We start from the raw sequence: 14,963 nt of genomic DNA, 5'->3' as shown, positions 1-14,963 counted from the left end.
CGAAGTACTTCATACTGTTTCTAAACTGTGAATTAAGGGATTGTAAAGAAATCTTTCGCTATATTTTAAGTCTATTTCTCCAATGTGCTGCACTTAAACGCATAATTCATTTGAGCAAGCCAGACAGCTACAAAGTGGAAGACTAATTTACCGAATCTGACAAGGAAAGGTGTATCTTTTTCTCATTCATGCAACAAAGCCGTTTCTGTTGATACTGTTTCTTCCATTAAAGAGAGTAATGTTTTGGCCATTGAGCGCTTTCAAGCAGCACTTGTCCCAAACTCAGTAACCTTATCCTTTTGGATCTTTGAACCTAAAATTTGATATTGATTTGAGTCAATTTTACCATGAACTGTGAGTAAAATAGCATGTATTAAAGCCTGTGCTTTGATAAGAGTTTCATCAAATTCTATCTGGGGATCGGATAGAGCAACAATTGCTCCTCCTACACCAATAGATATATTACCAGGAGTAACTACTGCAGTGCGTATGGTAATATTGAGGTCTGTTGTACCATTTAACCCTAAAAATCCAATTGCTCCTGAGTAAATACCACGTGCTTCTTGCTCGAGCCTATCAATAATCTCCATAGTTCTTAGTTTAGGAGCTCCAGTCATTGAGCCACCAGGAAATGCCATTCGAATACAATCAATGGCTCTCATATCTGGACGTAAACGACCACGAATAGTACTTACCAATTGGTGCACTGTCGCATAAGTTTCTACGTCCATTAATTTTGGAACATGTACGCTACCTATTTCACATACTAATCCTAAATCATTACGTAAAAGATCTACAATCATTAAGTTTTCAGCACGATCTTTTTCTTCACTACGTAGACTTTCACAAATATCAGCATCTGCTTCTAAAGTCTTCCCACGTGCTCTAGTTCCTTTAATCGGTTTTGATTCTACCCAGCGTTCACCGTTTATTTTCAAAAAACGCTCTGGGGAGGAACTGAGAATAGTAAAAGTATCAAATCGTAGAAATGCCGAATAAGGTGCTGGATTTATTAAGCGTAAGTTTCTATAAAGTGTTAATGGATCAGGGCTAACATTTGTAGAAATTTTATTAGTTAGACAGACTTCGTATGTTTCCCCTTCAGTGATTTCACGCATGGAATCTTGGATGTTATCGATGTATTCCTGGTAGGATCTACTTAAATTAAAAGTTACTGGTTGTTGACTATAAATTGATGTATTTGGAGGTAAGGGAGGTAAAATACGAAGTTGTTCCTCTATAGTCTTGAACCAGGCTTCTACCTCTCCATTTTGTTCTTTTCTAGCAAAGCAAAGTAAGTAAGTAGTTTGTTCTTGGTGATCGAACACAATGATACGATCAGACAAGAGAAAAGTCGCATCAGGAAGCTGCGAAATATGCTTCAAAGTTGCATTACATTCCACCTTAAGTTCGTAACCAAAGTAACCAACGAATCCACAGTTGAAGTCAAATGGTAGTTCATCGGACTTACAATATAGATTATCAGTCTCACGCTTTAGATAATCGAAAATACTTTCCTTACGAAACGTCAATTTGCCTGACTGAGTAATGGCCAATTTTCCAGAGTGGGCATAGTATTGAACCAGTAGACTATTGGGACCATTACTATCTCCCATGAAAGAAAAGCGAGAAAGACCTTGCTCTACTTGACTGCTATCAAGCCAAAAAGCGATCGATTTTTCCCCAAATAAATGCACAAACACCTGCTCTGTATCTAGATAAATATCAAGTTTTTTACTGTAAACTTCATATTCATTATTCTGCTGCGGGTAATACGAACTACCTTTGGGAATAATGGAAAAATTATCATCATTTACTTTTACTACTGATCTTTTTTGAGAGTACTTCTTAGTTATATTTCTAAAATTCTGTAGCAAGTAATAACCATACTTAGTGCAGATAGATTCTGGGTGAAATTGTACACCCCAAAGCGGGCGGTCTTTATGGCGTAGCGCCATCACTATTTTGTCCTTAGTCCAACCAACTTTCTCCAAACACTCAGGTAATACTTCTGAAACAATTAAGGAGTGATAACGTACAACTGAGAAACCTTGAGGAATACCTTCAAAGAGATCAGTCTCATTATGGTAGATTTCACTCAATCGTCCGTGCATTACTTGTGAAGCATGTATAACATCTCCACCAAATACATAACCCAACCCCTGGTGACCAAGGCAAACACCAAGCAAGGGTACTTCTATATCCTGAATAACCTGTCTACAGATACCGAAGTCTTTTTCTTTCTTTGGATTTCCAGGACCAGGAGAAATTACTACATTATCAAATTCTAGTTTTTTCAACTCAGACCAATTAGCTTTATCATTACGGATAACGATAGGGAGTTCTTCATTTACTTCTGCGAGCATCTGGTAGAGATTGAAAGTATAAGAATCGTAGTTATCAATAAGCAGTGTCTTCATAGATTTTCTTCTTAGAGGGTGTTTATAGATCAATACGGTTCAGTTAAGGCTCTAATTCGTGTAAGTTAGGTACTGTCTCTGTTAGTGTCACGTGTTCACCGCAATAATCCCAGGGTTGTAAAAAAACTGTATCAAAATTTCGTTCTAAAAAGCCAGGGTAGTGCGTCAAAGAAGTGTGTGGGGATATGATAGTAAAGAAAAAATAATCATCACTATCTATGGAATGCCCTTTATACAGTCATCACAAGACACATAAGCATGGAAAAAAAGGAAGTGGATTGATTATAGTCACTAGAGTTAGAAAGCATAGCAACAAATTTATTGCTCAATTAGGATACCCGCAAAAATAACTTCCTAATTTAGTGTGATGTAATAATTCCATTCACCATGAGAGTTGTCTTTGTGTAAATTAAGTTGTTTCATTTTTCGGTCAGAGACTTTGATACCAGTTTTGTAAATGTTGGCATAATCGCCAGAATAAATTTTCCCGCGATATGGGAGCAGACAGAAACAACTGTAAGATTAGTCTTTACCTATTTCAACTGGATTTGGGTTCATAGTCGCAAGGGAAATACTGCTGTCATGAGAGCCGGGTTAGCTACTGCTCCTTGGAATTGGGATGATCTGATTACCTATCCCACACTTTGCTGATGCACAACCGAAAATTATTGGGAAGTTATTTTTTACAAAAGTTTTCGATCTACTAAAAGTCTTTATATTAGAAGTTTTTTCTGCTTATCCAGTAACTCTAGCACAGCATATAAACCATCGAACATCACTGTAAAAGCTTTGTAGGCACGGTCAATCAATTCAAAGATATTCCTTTCTTCGCTTTGAGTAAGTTGGATATTGTCGAAGGAACTTTCAATATTCTCATTAAGGGATTCATGGCTTTCTTCAACTCTAAGGTGGTAGTAAGAGAAGTATTTAAGAACGCTGGAATAACCAACGCGTTCGGTTAAATCTGCAGTAGCTTGGAAGAAGGAATTTGCTGTGGTCTCGATAGTCATTAAAAGGGCGATCCGCTCGTAATCGTTGTAAGCCCGGAAGACTTCGGAGACGAGCGCGTAAGAAGCGTCGCGTGTGGAGTTATGGTTACGATTGTACACATCATATATAACATTAAGCTTCGGCTCCTCAACATTCATTTCATTTATATCGTCCAAGAACCATATATCGTGACCCCCATCCTCAATCCGGTGAAGTTGGGCAATCTCACGGAGCTTTGGGTTTGTGAAGCGTACTTCGTTTAATCGAAGGATATCTTGGAAGGTCATGGTCCAAAAAGCTATACATTGAGCAATTGAGGTAAGTTGTTCCAAAGAATCACTCTTGGCAATTTTTTCAAAGAACGGATGCTGAACAAACTGAGCTTGCTTTGGTGCAATGTAATCTTCAATTACTTTCATAGTGGGTTCCTTTATTGATAAATTTGCTGCTTAATCTTAAAGGTGCAAATATTTTGGAAATACGAAAACAATTTCGCGCTTCGTCTACAACCTCTTCTACGTGTAAAATACAGCATATTGCAGGTAAGTGAGGTGCACTAGTTCTGGTGTGTCAACGGGTAAAATGAAAGCTTACTCCATAGACTTACGAGAAAAAATAGTACAAGCTTATGAGCAAGGTGATACCTCCGTTAGAAAAGTCGCTTCCAGGTTCGGTGTAGCCAAAAGTTTTGTACAAAAACTGCTCTTGATGAAGAAGAATTAAGGTCACAACGAAGGAAGAGGGAAGAAGGAAGAAGGTTTTATGTTTGGAAGAAGCTTGTACTCCTCCCTTAGCGTAGCGTGACGTTAGTCATAACCTTCTGGGTCCTGGAAGGACGGGGCTTGCATCCTTTCCTGTCGGAAGGAAGGAAGATTTTTTTGGAAAACGCGCTTATTGACATCTTCCCTCTTTCGTCTTCCTTCTTCCTTCCGACGAAGTCGGTCATGTAAAACCCAAACCACAAGGTGGGTCAATGAAGGGTGAGTTAGATGGATGTGAAGTTCAAATAGCTGCAATGGTTGAAAAATACCCAGATGCAACCTTACTCGAATACTGTGAATATTGGAGTATTAATTACAACTACCAAAAAGTATAAATACTATGTGTCGTACCTTGCAAAAATTAACACTAATATTAAAAAAAGACGTTACGCACCAGTCTTCGTGGCGCTAGCCGTGCGTCTTCCAAGGGAAGACGCAAAGAGTCCAAAAACTTAGAAGTGAGTATTGGCAGCAAGTCAAACAGATAGATCCAAGAAACTTGACCAAAAGCATTGGCTGTAACCCCTATTTTTCCCTCAACTTACAAAAGTTTTTAATATGTTAAGTCTAAATGGTCTATTAACTAAGATCAATGAATAATCTTTTCAAAATAATTAACTTTTTTTCTGTATAAAAAATGCCTTATCACGGATCAGTATTGATTACTCCTAAACCCACCTGACTTTTCACGGGATGTGGAAAAGCCAGATTGGTTCGTGATCCTAAATCGCGAACTAAGTTACTTCTTATATTTGGAAGTTTCTTCGAGTAAATCTTTTAATCCCTGCTTAATTGTTTCGAGCGAGCGATCTAAAGCTTCGATTTTAGCCCGACGATTTATTTGCTCTAAGGCTTCTAAGTAAAGCTTGCTACCAGCTTTCCCCAAGTGCTTGTACTTAGAAAGCTTACCATCAGTCTTTGTTGTAAACATCGTTTCAGTAGCCTGTAATTTATAGTACGAGTAGTAATCCTTTCTTCCTTTAGCAAGATAACGAGCAATCCAATATCCGGGCGGAGCAACACAGCCGGAGTCAAATATATCTTGTCTTTCTTGTTCGAGGCGTTCTTTAACAGATGCAATCGAATCTATACGTTGATGTAAATCCTCTTGACGCTTCTGTGCTTTATGTTTAAGCTTACTTGCCATAAAATAATGAATATTTTTTTTTGTAAAGCACTATTTTTTATTAATTATTCTGATATTTCTGTTTAACTACCCATACACTCCATAAATTTAATCAATAGGTCTCCAATATTAAAATGGTATATGTTAAAACATTTTATGTCAGGGTAAACATAATGATTGATAAGGAGAGACTATTATCAACAATATTGAAAATCAAGTGTAATACTGCTGAGATTTAAAGCTTAATATAGTCATAATTCTTGCTTTATACAACATTTGTCTTAATTTTTCTTGAGCTTACTCTGCATCTTATACTACTTGTTGCTTAAACCAAAAAATAGAATATTTCTTGCCAATTCATATCTAAAAAACCGTGTAATTGTATCCAAAAAATTAGTTTTTATTTATCTATCTATTTTTAGAGATGTAACTATCTATACCTATTAAAGTGGCACTAAAAAATACATAACACTTACTATATTTATATCTTGTAGTCAACTATTAAAATAGATAAAAAATATAATTATTTTAAATATACAAACTGCAATATCTGTTTCAAGGGAAAAAAAAATAAGCTAGTATTTGAACAGGTAACATCTTAGTTGATGTTTTTTAAGTGTTTAGTTAATGCATTTAGTGCAGTGTAACCATGAAGAATCGCAAAAAGAACGGTCAATATACTGGCTCTTTGCTTGGTTAATCAAGCAAGCAAACTTAACTAAACTTGTCTCTCATTACAAAGGAAGTGTAACCATGAAGAATCGCAAAAAGAACGGTCAATATACTGGCTCTTTGCTTGGTTAATCAAGCAAGCTTAAGGGACTTGCATTACCAAAGTAAATTTATCATTCTGAGTATAGCGTGAAAAGAGTATAAAGCCTCATTTGACTTTTTATTTTCATTCATTCTTCTCATGATACCAAAAACTTCATGCAGCCCTAGTCGGTTTAACTGCAATACGGTTCAGTTAAGGCTAAATATTAACATTTTTGTAGGTTGGGTTGAGGAACAAAACCCAACATTTATCAGGTTTTTTGGGTTGTGCTGTCGTTTAACCCAACCTACAAAAATGTTTAACTGAACCGTATTGGGTTTAACTGGAACAAATTATTCCAGCATATCAACATATATATATGTTGATATGCTGGAATTCACTCAAATTACCGCCAAATTACCGCTTTATTTGCGAATTGCAAGATTTTAATCTCTTTATCACTGTCAATTCTTACAAATTTGTAATTATTGAATTATCAAAATGACATTATGAATACAATACCTATCTATCCCAGTCGTTTTCGTCAATTTGGAGAAGTAGAAGGCAGCACTTTTTATTTAGTCACTAATTCCAGTTTGTTGAATTTGTTCAGCATAATACCAGATAAAAGCTATAAGGATTTCAAAAAATTAACTTATGATCCGGGTGATAGCTTCCTGAAAATATTACGAGAACAAATTAGTGAATATGCTCATATTCTTGTTATCGCACCAGAATGCTTGTTTGAATCTGTACATCCGAATAATTTAGCTGGAAATCGTAAGCTTTTGATATTTCCTTGTAATTCTGCTCCGACTTCAATTGAAGCTATTGAACACTTTCTAAGATGTGGTGAAAAGACAGATCCTAAAGAGCAGGAAAAAACTGCCAATCAGTTTTTTGAGCGGGGTGAATCTGCTAACGTCTTAAAGCTGATTGATGAAGAATATCAGACGATAGCTAAATTCCACCATTTACATGATACTTATACGTGGCATGAACAATTAGGTGTGATGAATTGGGGTGAGCAACAGATTTTCCCATCAGGAGAAATCGCTTGTTTTCTGGTTGGTTTAAATGATGCAGTAAACGATACAGAAAGAAAATTAGATAGGCTTTCTAACTCAAAATTTGATTTAAATGGGGAAATACCTTTAAAGGGTTATCCAGTAGTTCACTCCGGACCTCCCTCTTTCTTACGCTCAGACCAAGAACGAATTTATCAAAAACTTTCTACCTTCAATGAGCATGCTGTTATTGCAACTGTAAAAGAAGGTATAGTTGTTGATATAAAAGCTACCCATTCATCCGCGAAGCCAGCATTAGAGATGCTGGAAAGTATGTTTACAGTTGATTCTAGATTCAGGCAAATATTCGAGATTGGATTTGCTATAAACAAACATCTTGAAATATTCACACAAAACTCTGCCATGAATGAGGTTTATGGTGGTGATAATGGTTGTGTTCATTTTGGTCTTGGAATGTTGCCTCACACCCAATATCATCTGGATCTTATATGCCCAAACATCAAAGTGCTTGGTAAAAATGATGAAGTCATCCTAGGAAGTCATTTAAATGGTAGCAAGAGAGAGAACGAAAAACAAACAAGGAAGATTGTTTCTCAAAGGGTTGCACAATGTCCATGTCTTGGATAAGAGGATTCCTAAGGAAGGAATTTGTTCTCACTTATTGGAAGGATTAAGAAATTACAATAAGTCATATTTCGCAGCAAGAAGAAGAACTGAGTTTCTTGAGAATGACGGCTTTATTGCATGAATGAGAAAAAAACACACCTTTCCTTGGAAAAGTTAGTAATTAGTCTTCCACCTTGTAGCTTTCTGGCTTGCCCAAATGAACCATGCGGTTAAGGGCAGCACATTGCAGAAATAATTCAACAGCTTGCTTCTCAAAAAAGCGTCGTCTTAACTTACCCCCAAAAATGGTTTTGAGACGGAATATCCTGGTTTCCCTGCAGAATGCTACGCAAACAGGTGAAGAAGACAGAGGGCAGAGGGCAGAAGGCAGAAGGGAGCAATATGGTAGGGGCTAGACCTGCGGTCACGCTGCGCTAACCGACCCACTACCAATTGCAAGCCACCAAAATGGAAATTTTGGTGGGGGTCTTAAACCCTTGCTCCCTGCGGTCGCCAGAAGCTCTACGGCAGAGGCTTCAGCCGACGCCGCAGGCTCTAGACCTTCTGCCTTCTGCCTACGAACTTCTGCCTTTCCTGATAAAGAACGTCTATGATAAGCACTCTCCTGTTTCCATTGCTTAGATCCAACTTCACCCACCCTTCCTATAGTTTCATCCTGTGGATGGGGCAATACTTTCTTTACAGTTAGTATGTTACAGCAATCTTAGCGTTACTACGAGGTGGAATCACTGCTTTAGCTTCCCGTTGTATGATTGTGTCGTAACAATTAAATGTGTCATAACCCTCATCACCAGATACTTGTTCAATATACGACTCAACCTGCTCTAATAATTCGGGTAGGCTTTGTTGCATAAATGAATCCTAAAAGGAGAAAATAATGTAATTGTGAGTCTGAGTTTGGGAATATTCTGTGTGCCATATCCAAGTCCAATAAGAAATCTCAATACCGAGTGGGAAATTGGTCGCAGTATGATGCAGCCCTGAAACAACGGGGTAGTCTAACATTTTGGATGGCGGAGGGCATGATTGAGCAGTGGTTCAATAAGGAGAAAACTGTACGAAAAGGTGCCTCAAAGAAGTACAGTGATCTAGCAATAGAACTAATGGCAATGCTACAGTCCTTATTTAAACTTGCAGAACGGCAAACAGAAGGCTTTGTCAACTCAATTTTTACTCTCATGGGAATTGATATCCCAGTGCCAGACCATTCAACAAAGATATATGGAGTTCGCGCAAGCGCATGCCCTCCGGGCTTTAGGTGAATGGGAAGTACGTCAACATGGGGTTGGTAAACGACATTGAGAGGGGAAATTAAATTTCCACTCATTTATGCAACAAAGCCCTTTATTGCGGTAATTTTGAGGTTTTAGTATTTTACGCCCAGAGGTGCAATATCTGAGAATTATAGTACCTCGATTTCCTATAATATTTTGGTATAAACGGTAATCTTCCAAAAATGAATGCTTTCCTAAAAGGCTTATGAATCTGTTTGGAAATCTGGTTTTTTTTAGGTCTAAATAAGAATCTTAGAAGATATCAAATAAGAAATTAGGAGGATTGAAAAATGTCAAAGATTACAATACATCCTGAGCGTTTGCGTCAATTTGGTAATGGAAAAGGAAATGTATTTTATGTTGTAACCAATTCCAGGTTATTAGATAAGATAAAAATTGAGTATGAAAATCACTACAAAGATTACAAAATAATTTCATATGATAAAGGAGATAATTTTTCAAGAATACTGAGCGAGTTAATTCCTGAACCAGCTCACATTCTTGTGATTACCCCAGATTGTTATTTTCGTTCACCTGAGCCAGAGCATCTTGGACAACACAGAAAGCTCTGTATTATGGCTTGCAATTCCACCCCTACATCAGTAGAATCAATAGAACATTTCCTAGAATGTGGTGAAAAAACTGATCCCTACGAGCAAGAGAAAATTTCTGAGCAATTTTTTGCGAAAGGAGAAGCTGCTAGTCATCTTAAGTTTGTAGATGAGAAATGTAAAACTGTTACCATATTTAGGCATTTAGATGATGGCATACAGTGGCATGAACAAATAGGAGAACTGCAATGGGGAGAACAACAATTATTCCCATCAGGAGAAATTAGCGTTCTGCCAGTAGATATTTTTACCTTGAATTTAAATGTTAAACTTGATATTAATGGAAAGTTAGCATTAAAAGGAATTCCCGTATTACATTCAGGTACACCTTCATTTCTTCCGGATGACCAGGAACGAATTTTTCAAGCACTGTATGCTATGCGAAATCACGCTGTAATTGCAAGTGTACACGAGGGCGTTATTACTAATATAGAAGCATCTGATCCATCTGCTCAATCTGCTGTAGATATGCTGCAAGCTATGTTTGATGTAGATTCCAGGTACAGGATAATTATCGAAATTGGTTTTGGAGTTAATCGCCATTTGAAACTATTTCCTGGAAACTCTGCTATGAATGAGGTATATGCTAACAATATTAATGGAACAGTCCATTTTGGGCTTGGATTGATTCCACACACTCAGTATCATCTGGATATTATTTGTCCATCTATAAAAGTACTTTCTGATAAAGACGAATTGGTATTTGGAGGAATGAAGTAGTTTGTACTTATTCAAAGTTAATTTGTCTTTGCTCTTTTGAAAAAAATAAAAGCTTCATGTTCTGTTTCGGTTAGTTATAAGTTATGCATCCTACTATAGAAAATTCAAGTTTGTGCAAGAAATCACTATTTCAGTTGGATGATGCTCACTATCTCAATTGTGCCTATATGTCTCCACTATCAAAGAGTGTTGAAGAGGCAGGAATTATTGGTATGCAACGGAAAAGAATTCCTAACGCTCTAAAATCTACAGATTTTTTTGAAGATAGCGAAAAAATACGTAATCTTTTTGCCAGAATAATTAATATTTCAAATTCTCATCAGATAGCGATCATACCCTCTGTTTCTTATGGAATGGCAATAATTGCAAAAAACACAAATTTTAGACGCGGTCAAAATATTGTCATCACGTCTGATCAGATGCCCTCTAATGTTTATACTTGGCATAAAGTATGCCAGAAATACGGTTTAGAATTGAGGGTAGTTAAACCTGATAGAACTTTTAACAACTACGGTAACCTATGGAACGAAAAAATTTTAGAATCTATAGACAGAAATACTGCTCTTGTAACACTGGGACATGTTCACTGGATGGATGGAACACTTTTTAAGCTTAAAGAAATCGGTCAACTTGCTCGCAAGTATGGAGCGGCTTTCATCGTAGATGGTACCCAATCTGTTGGAGCGCTTCCTCTAAACGTATCCGAGATCCAACCGGATGCTCTTATCTGCGCAGCTTATAAGTGGCTTATGGGTCCTTATTCTATTGGCGTTGCTTACTTTGGCTCTCGTTACCTAGCTGGGATACCACTCGAAGAAAACTGGCTGAATCGAGTTGATAGCAATTGTTTCCCCGACCTAGTTAACTATAAGTATGAATATCGTCCCAAGGCAATTCGGTACGATGTCGGTGAAGTAAGCAACTTCATTTTGCTTCCTATGCTTGTCAGAGCACTTGAGCAGCTACTCGAGTGGGATATTAAAAATATTCAAACTTATTGCTGCAATTTAATGAACGATAAATTAATTAACCAAATGGGTGAGCTTGGATTCTTAGTGCCTGAAAAAGATAATAGAGCAGATCATATAATTGGTGTTGATATACCAAAGTATGTGGAAATAAAAAAGTTACAAAGTATTTTGAATAGAAACAAAGTTTTAATTTCTGTACGTGGTCAGTCTATACGAATTTCACCAAACATATATAATGACGAAGACGACATGAATGCACTAATTGATGCATTACATCAATTTCGCCGCAATTAGGAACGAAAACTTAGCTCGATTGGCATCGGTTTCGGCTATCAATAGAGCCACTTTTCATCGATACATCCTTAAGTCAACTTTAGCATTTAAATGTATTACTAAATTGGAGGTGTAGTTTGTCGACAGGGTATGTTCATGGTTACTCAACCGAGGAGCAACAACGTTTAGTTAAACAGGCTAAATATTGGCAAGATAAATTGATACTAAAAGATTTACACTTTCCTGCTGGTGAACATTTACTAGAGATCGGTTGCGGAGTGGGAGCAGTACTAGGTGTACTTGGGAAAGCTTTCCCAAATATAAATCTGGCTGGAGTTGACTTAAATCCCACCCAAATCGAGCATGCTCGCAAATATTTGAGTAATATTGGTCTACATAATGCTGACCTTCGTGTAGGTGATGCGAAACAACTTCCTTGGCCAGATGCGAATTTTGATCACGTCTACATTATGTGGGTACTGGAACACGTTTCAGATCCAAAAGCGGTTTTGCGCGAAGCTTATCGTGTTCTAAAACCCGGTGGCACAATCACCCTAACTGAAACTGACTATATGAATTTCCTTATTTGGCCTGATACAATCGATTACAGATACCTACAAAAGTCATTGTACGAACTCTTCGAACACACTGATGGTCAACCGCATATAGGGAGAATATTAGGACCGCTCTTACTCTCGGCTGGGTTCGGCAAAGTTACTAACACTCCATTGGGAATACATTACTTTCGTAGCTCGGAGAATGAAGATCTACGTGATTTTGTTGAGTGGCTTTACTGTGTTATAGAATCGACAATTAATCATATGATACAAAAATTAGGAAAGAATCCAGAGCGATTACGGTCTGGTTTGGAGTTCTTTCGAAGTATTCCAGATCAACCAGAGAGTGCTGCAACGGCTGTTATCTACCGTGCTTCGGCAAAACGTTAGATAGGTCGGGTAGGTCAGGGATATTGCTATCCCTTTCCCCCCTAAGAACGGCTTGGACGCGTGGCTTTAGCCACGAACGTGACTGTGACTTCTCAGTGTAGATATTTCTCTAAATCCTGTAATGGTTGGAGGATTTTTTCTAATTTTGATTGGAATGAACCTATCCCACTAATAAAAATCTTTGAATCCAAATATGAATAGTGGCAAGGTCAATAAATGCATCAAAATATACTGCTTGACGTTCCCAGCGAACAACTAGACGACGATATTTACGTTGATACCAAGCAAAACAACGTTCTTGCTGGTATCTAGGAACAGAAACTTAGATCTTGCACCTGGAAATATAGATGTCAAAACCACAACTACGTGCAAGAGAAATTAAGCGTTCAATATCAAGTAAAAGAAGAGACACTACTACTTTTGGGAAGATGGATTCTAAGGCTGTTTGTGCAGCCTCACCCCAATCAGGTGCTAAGGATATGAGTGAGTCGATAAATAAGTCCAATGGGCAATAAAATAAGCAGTTAAAGACAGAATGAGCCAGCGATACATTCCAAGCAAAGTATTTTGACCAAAGCGGTGCAGGCCAAAACGGTGTTTTGCAGTCTTAAACCAGCCTTCTATTTGCCACCTGCGCTTTCCCCACCACTTAATGGTGTTAGCTTTTAAGGGTCTGGTAGATATGACAATTCTTTTCTCTAACCTGCCATTATCGCGTTTAAGATAATACCAAGAGACAGTCACGGGAAAATCTAAACCGACCAAGCGAACTTGTTGTCCCTGTTTATGTAAATGTCTCAAAGACCTCCCATCAACTAGTGTACGGCTGATAGCTACGCCTATAATTGCATGATATTTAAGCTTACGTATACCATGTATAAACTCTGCGCTGCCAAAACCAGTATCAGCCAGAATCACTACCTTAAAGTGTTTAGTCAGCAATTTTGGTAAGTGCTTGATTAATTTCAATCCTAGTTGGACTGGTGACGGAGTACCTTTACCTCTCCATACTCGGAAACTCCATGGTATTCGCCATCTTCCGACGACCAAATATAGCACTACTATATGTAACCCCCGTTTTCCGTTATAAACTGAGATTAAATCCTCAAATTTCTTAAATTTTCCGCATTTTTCTAGTGTTGTGAGGTCAACAATTACCTGTAAGAATGGTCTACGTCCTTTACCAGACTCAAATAAAGTCCTTAAAACAACCTCTAATATTTGGTTCCTAATAATACGAATCATTCCCCGTGTTGACCAATGATTAATATTTAAAAACCTGCTTAAAGCGCTTGCTGACTTGGTTTTAGAGTGTTCTGGCAATGGATGTCCTTGTGCTTCTAAGAACAATCCCAACATTGCTTCTAGGTTATCTTTTTGATACTTGGTAGGCATCAAATCTTTGAGGTTGTAAACTAACTCTTGGGCGGTGGCAAGCATAGTTCTTGCTTTAACTAACGAAAAATTTCACGCCCTTTTTCCCATTTTTTGCTGTTTTTTGCCATATATCCGCAATTTTTTGTCATAAAGGATAATGATAATCGCTATTTTATGGAGAGAGCAGTCGCTCACAGCGACTGCTCTCTCCACCCAATTCCATGATTATCATTTTCATAAAAAATACGGGAAATTAATCCAAAATAAGTAGAGTAAAAGGCATAAAAAACAAGAAAAAGCATTTAATTATCAGGAATAAGAGTGAATTTGTTAGCAAATAGATTTTTTATCTTAAATTTGCCAATTTTTCCTTTTATTTGCTACCACTTCTATAATTCAGTTTTAGGAAGATTTCTATACTCCTGCTTACTAAAGTATTAATACTTTATTTAAAAGCAATATTTATAACTCTCTGACACTGAGGAGAATTGATTTGTTTACTGTAGCAGTTTGACCAGTTTAATTTATATATTTACGGTTTACCCCGCTTGGTGCAAGATCTAAGTCACGAGAATATCCTTGTGTAATTAAAATCGGATTTTCTTGTCTTATTCTTAATTCTTGCTCTCCATTTTTTTGGCTATTATATTCTCCGTATAAATGTAAAGAAGTGGAGTCTAAATAGGAATATTTTGTTCCTATCTCATATTTCTTCACTACTTCTAAAGCTATTATTAAAAATAATTTGCTTAACCCATATTTGTAGAGCTTATCCATTACTCTACCTATCTTATCATCATTTAAATCTTCTGCTTTTATCCCTGCTGCTATTAAATTTTCTGTCGCTTTATCTTTAAAAAAATCAGGGAATAAATATAATGGTCTTGAGACAAAACCCAGTCCATTTAAAATGATTGCTTTTACTACTTCTCCTGTATTTACTTTTTCTCTCTTATCTATTAAGAATATCTCGTTAATTTTTTCCACTATTCCTATATCATCGTTAAACTCAGTGGGGAAGTCACCTTCCCTCACTGGTCTCCAGAACGGTGCGTAAAACTTTCGCTTTACACCGCTCCTCAGT

The 14,963-nt window shown here is 37.2% G+C and carries 13 protein-coding genes and 3 pseudogenes; 7 read left to right on the top strand and 9 right to left on the bottom strand.

The annotated features are described in order from the left end of the window. Nucleotides 1-260: 260 nt before the first annotated feature. From pabB to BC008_RS27540, 3 genes and pseudogenes are all read right to left on the bottom strand, one after another. Nucleotides 261-2,420, bottom strand: coding sequence for an aminodeoxychorismate synthase component I (pabB, locus tag BC008_RS27545; protein ID WP_058184063.1), 2,160 nt, complete (start codon nt 2,418-2,420; stop codon nt 261-263). 354 nt (nt 2,421-2,774) lie between these two features. Beyond that, nucleotides 2,775-2,879, bottom strand: a pseudogene (locus BC008_RS48670) (ISAzo13-like element transposase-related protein); the annotation flags it as partial. A 254-nt stretch (nt 2,880-3,133) separates the two neighbouring features. Next, nucleotides 3,134-3,829 (bottom strand): hypothetical protein, encoded by a 696-nt coding sequence (locus BC008_RS27540; protein ID WP_058184062.1) that lies wholly within the window; start codon nt 3,827-3,829, stop codon nt 3,134-3,136. 163 nt (nt 3,830-3,992) lie between these two features. Here BC008_RS27540 and BC008_RS48665 point away from each other — a divergent pair, with 163 nt between their 5' ends. Beyond that, nucleotides 3,993-4,133 carry a hypothetical protein gene (locus tag BC008_RS48665; protein ID WP_153009673.1) on the top strand — a complete coding sequence of 47 codons (141 nt, stop codon included), beginning with the start codon at nt 3,993-3,995 and terminating at the stop codon, nt 4,131-4,133. A 250-nt stretch (nt 4,134-4,383) separates the two neighbouring features. Beyond that, a complete protein-coding gene (locus BC008_RS52200; protein WP_268768251.1) occupies nt 4,384-4,506 on the top strand; it encodes a hypothetical protein in 123 nt (40 codons plus the stop codon). Nucleotides 4,507-4,910: 404 nt separating this feature from the next. On the opposite strand, the gene BC008_RS27530 is transcribed toward BC008_RS52200, so the two are convergent. Then, nucleotides 4,911-5,318: a hypothetical protein gene (locus BC008_RS27530; RefSeq protein ID WP_058184061.1), complete on the bottom strand. Its 408-nt coding sequence runs from the start codon at nt 5,316-5,318 to the stop codon at nt 4,911-4,913. A gap of 1,242 nt (nt 5,319-6,560) precedes the next feature. Here BC008_RS27530 and BC008_RS27525 point away from each other — a divergent pair. Next, on the top strand, nt 6,561-7,706 hold the full coding sequence (locus tag BC008_RS27525; protein ID WP_058184060.1) for a hypothetical protein: 1,146 nt from the start codon (nt 6,561-6,563) through the stop codon (nt 7,704-7,706). 160 nt (nt 7,707-7,866) lie between these two features. On the opposite strand, the pseudogene BC008_RS51560 reads toward BC008_RS27525, so the two are convergent. The 3 genes and pseudogenes from BC008_RS51560 to BC008_RS49735 form a co-directional block, all read right to left on the bottom strand. Next, nucleotides 7,867-8,019: pseudogene (locus tag BC008_RS51560) on the bottom strand (IS5/IS1182 family transposase); the annotation flags it as partial. Between the two features lie 90 nt (nt 8,020-8,109). Further along, complete coding sequence (locus BC008_RS27520) at nt 8,110-8,376, bottom strand: hypothetical protein (RefSeq protein WP_153009672.1); 267 nt, start codon at nt 8,374-8,376, stop codon at nt 8,110-8,112. A 14-nt stretch (nt 8,377-8,390) separates the two neighbouring features. Continuing rightward, nucleotides 8,391-8,558 carry a transposase gene (locus BC008_RS49735; protein ID WP_161938166.1) on the bottom strand — a complete coding sequence of 56 codons (168 nt, stop codon included), beginning with the start codon at nt 8,556-8,558 and terminating at the stop codon, nt 8,391-8,393. Nucleotides 8,559-8,656: 98 nt separating this feature from the next. Between BC008_RS49735 and BC008_RS52810 the strand changes: the two genes are divergently transcribed. The 4 genes from BC008_RS52810 to BC008_RS27500 all read left to right on the top strand — a co-directional run bounded on the left by BC008_RS52810 (nt 8,657) and on the right by BC008_RS27500 (nt 12,502). Continuing rightward, nucleotides 8,657-8,968: an IS5 family transposase gene (locus BC008_RS52810; protein ID WP_058184059.1), complete on the top strand. Its 312-nt coding sequence runs from the start codon at nt 8,657-8,659 to the stop codon at nt 8,966-8,968. A gap of 302 nt (nt 8,969-9,270) precedes the next feature. Further along, nucleotides 9,271-10,311 carry a M29 family metallopeptidase gene (locus BC008_RS27510; RefSeq protein WP_036268516.1) on the top strand — a complete coding sequence of 347 codons (1,041 nt, stop codon included), beginning with the start codon at nt 9,271-9,273 and terminating at the stop codon, nt 10,309-10,311. A gap of 83 nt (nt 10,312-10,394) precedes the next feature. Continuing rightward, a complete protein-coding gene (locus BC008_RS27505; RefSeq protein ID WP_036268514.1) occupies nt 10,395-11,576 on the top strand; it encodes an aminotransferase class V-fold PLP-dependent enzyme in 1,182 nt (393 codons plus the stop codon). A 116-nt stretch (nt 11,577-11,692) separates the two neighbouring features. Then, the gene (locus BC008_RS27500) at nt 11,693-12,502 is read left to right on the top strand and encodes a class I SAM-dependent methyltransferase (RefSeq protein ID WP_027846493.1); all 810 of its coding nucleotides are present in this window, start codon (nt 11,693-11,695) and stop codon (nt 12,500-12,502) included. Between the two features lie 471 nt (nt 12,503-12,973). Here the strand turns inward: BC008_RS27500 and BC008_RS27495 are convergent, their stop codons facing one another. Both BC008_RS27495 and BC008_RS27490 read right to left on the bottom strand, forming a co-directional pair. Then, nucleotides 12,974-13,942, bottom strand: coding sequence for a transposase (locus BC008_RS27495; RefSeq protein ID WP_072207774.1), 969 nt, complete (start codon nt 13,940-13,942; stop codon nt 12,974-12,976). A 501-nt stretch (nt 13,943-14,443) separates the two neighbouring features. Further along, a pseudogene (locus BC008_RS27490) lies at nt 14,444-14,881 on the bottom strand (DUF4277 domain-containing protein); the annotation flags it as partial. Between the last annotated feature and the right edge of the window lie 82 nt (nt 14,882-14,963).

The sequence above is a fragment of the Mastigocoleus testarum BC008 genome, assembly GCF_001456025.1.
GTDB lineage: Bacteria > Cyanobacteriota > Cyanobacteriia > Cyanobacteriales > Nostocaceae > Mastigocoleus > Mastigocoleus testarum.
The sequence above is the reverse complement of the archived record's forward strand: the minus strand, read 5'-3'. Positions and strand labels throughout refer to the sequence as shown.

What these genes read in the sequence shown, in the direction of transcription:
- BC008_RS52200 (WP_268768251.1), top strand. Translation starts at nt 4,384, where the DNA reads ATGAAGGGTGAGTTAGATGGATGTGAAGTTCAAATAGCTGCAATGGTT.
- BC008_RS27510 (WP_036268516.1), top strand. Translation starts at nt 9,271, where the DNA reads ATGTCAAAGATTACAATACATCCTGAGCGTTTGCGTCAATTTGGTAAT.
- BC008_RS27495 (WP_072207774.1), bottom strand. Translation starts at nt 13,942, where the DNA reads ATGCTTGCCACCGCCCAAGAGTTAGTTTACAACCTCAAAGATTTGATG.
- BC008_RS27530 (WP_058184061.1), bottom strand. Translation starts at nt 5,318, where the DNA reads ATGGCAAGTAAGCTTAAACATAAAGCACAGAAGCGTCAAGAGGATTTA.
- BC008_RS48665 (WP_153009673.1), top strand. Translation starts at nt 3,993, where the DNA reads ATGAAAGCTTACTCCATAGACTTACGAGAAAAAATAGTACAAGCTTAT.
- pabB (WP_058184063.1), bottom strand. Translation starts at nt 2,420, where the DNA reads ATGAAGACACTGCTTATTGATAACTACGATTCTTATACTTTCAATCTC.
- BC008_RS49735 (WP_161938166.1), bottom strand. Translation starts at nt 8,558, where the DNA reads ATGCAACAAAGCCTACCCGAATTATTAGAGCAGGTTGAGTCGTATATT.
- BC008_RS27505 (WP_036268514.1), top strand. Translation starts at nt 10,395, where the DNA reads ATGCATCCTACTATAGAAAATTCAAGTTTGTGCAAGAAATCACTATTT.
- BC008_RS27540 (WP_058184062.1), bottom strand. Translation starts at nt 3,829, where the DNA reads ATGAAAGTAATTGAAGATTACATTGCACCAAAGCAAGCTCAGTTTGTT.
- BC008_RS27525 (WP_058184060.1), top strand. Translation starts at nt 6,561, where the DNA reads ATGAATACAATACCTATCTATCCCAGTCGTTTTCGTCAATTTGGAGAA.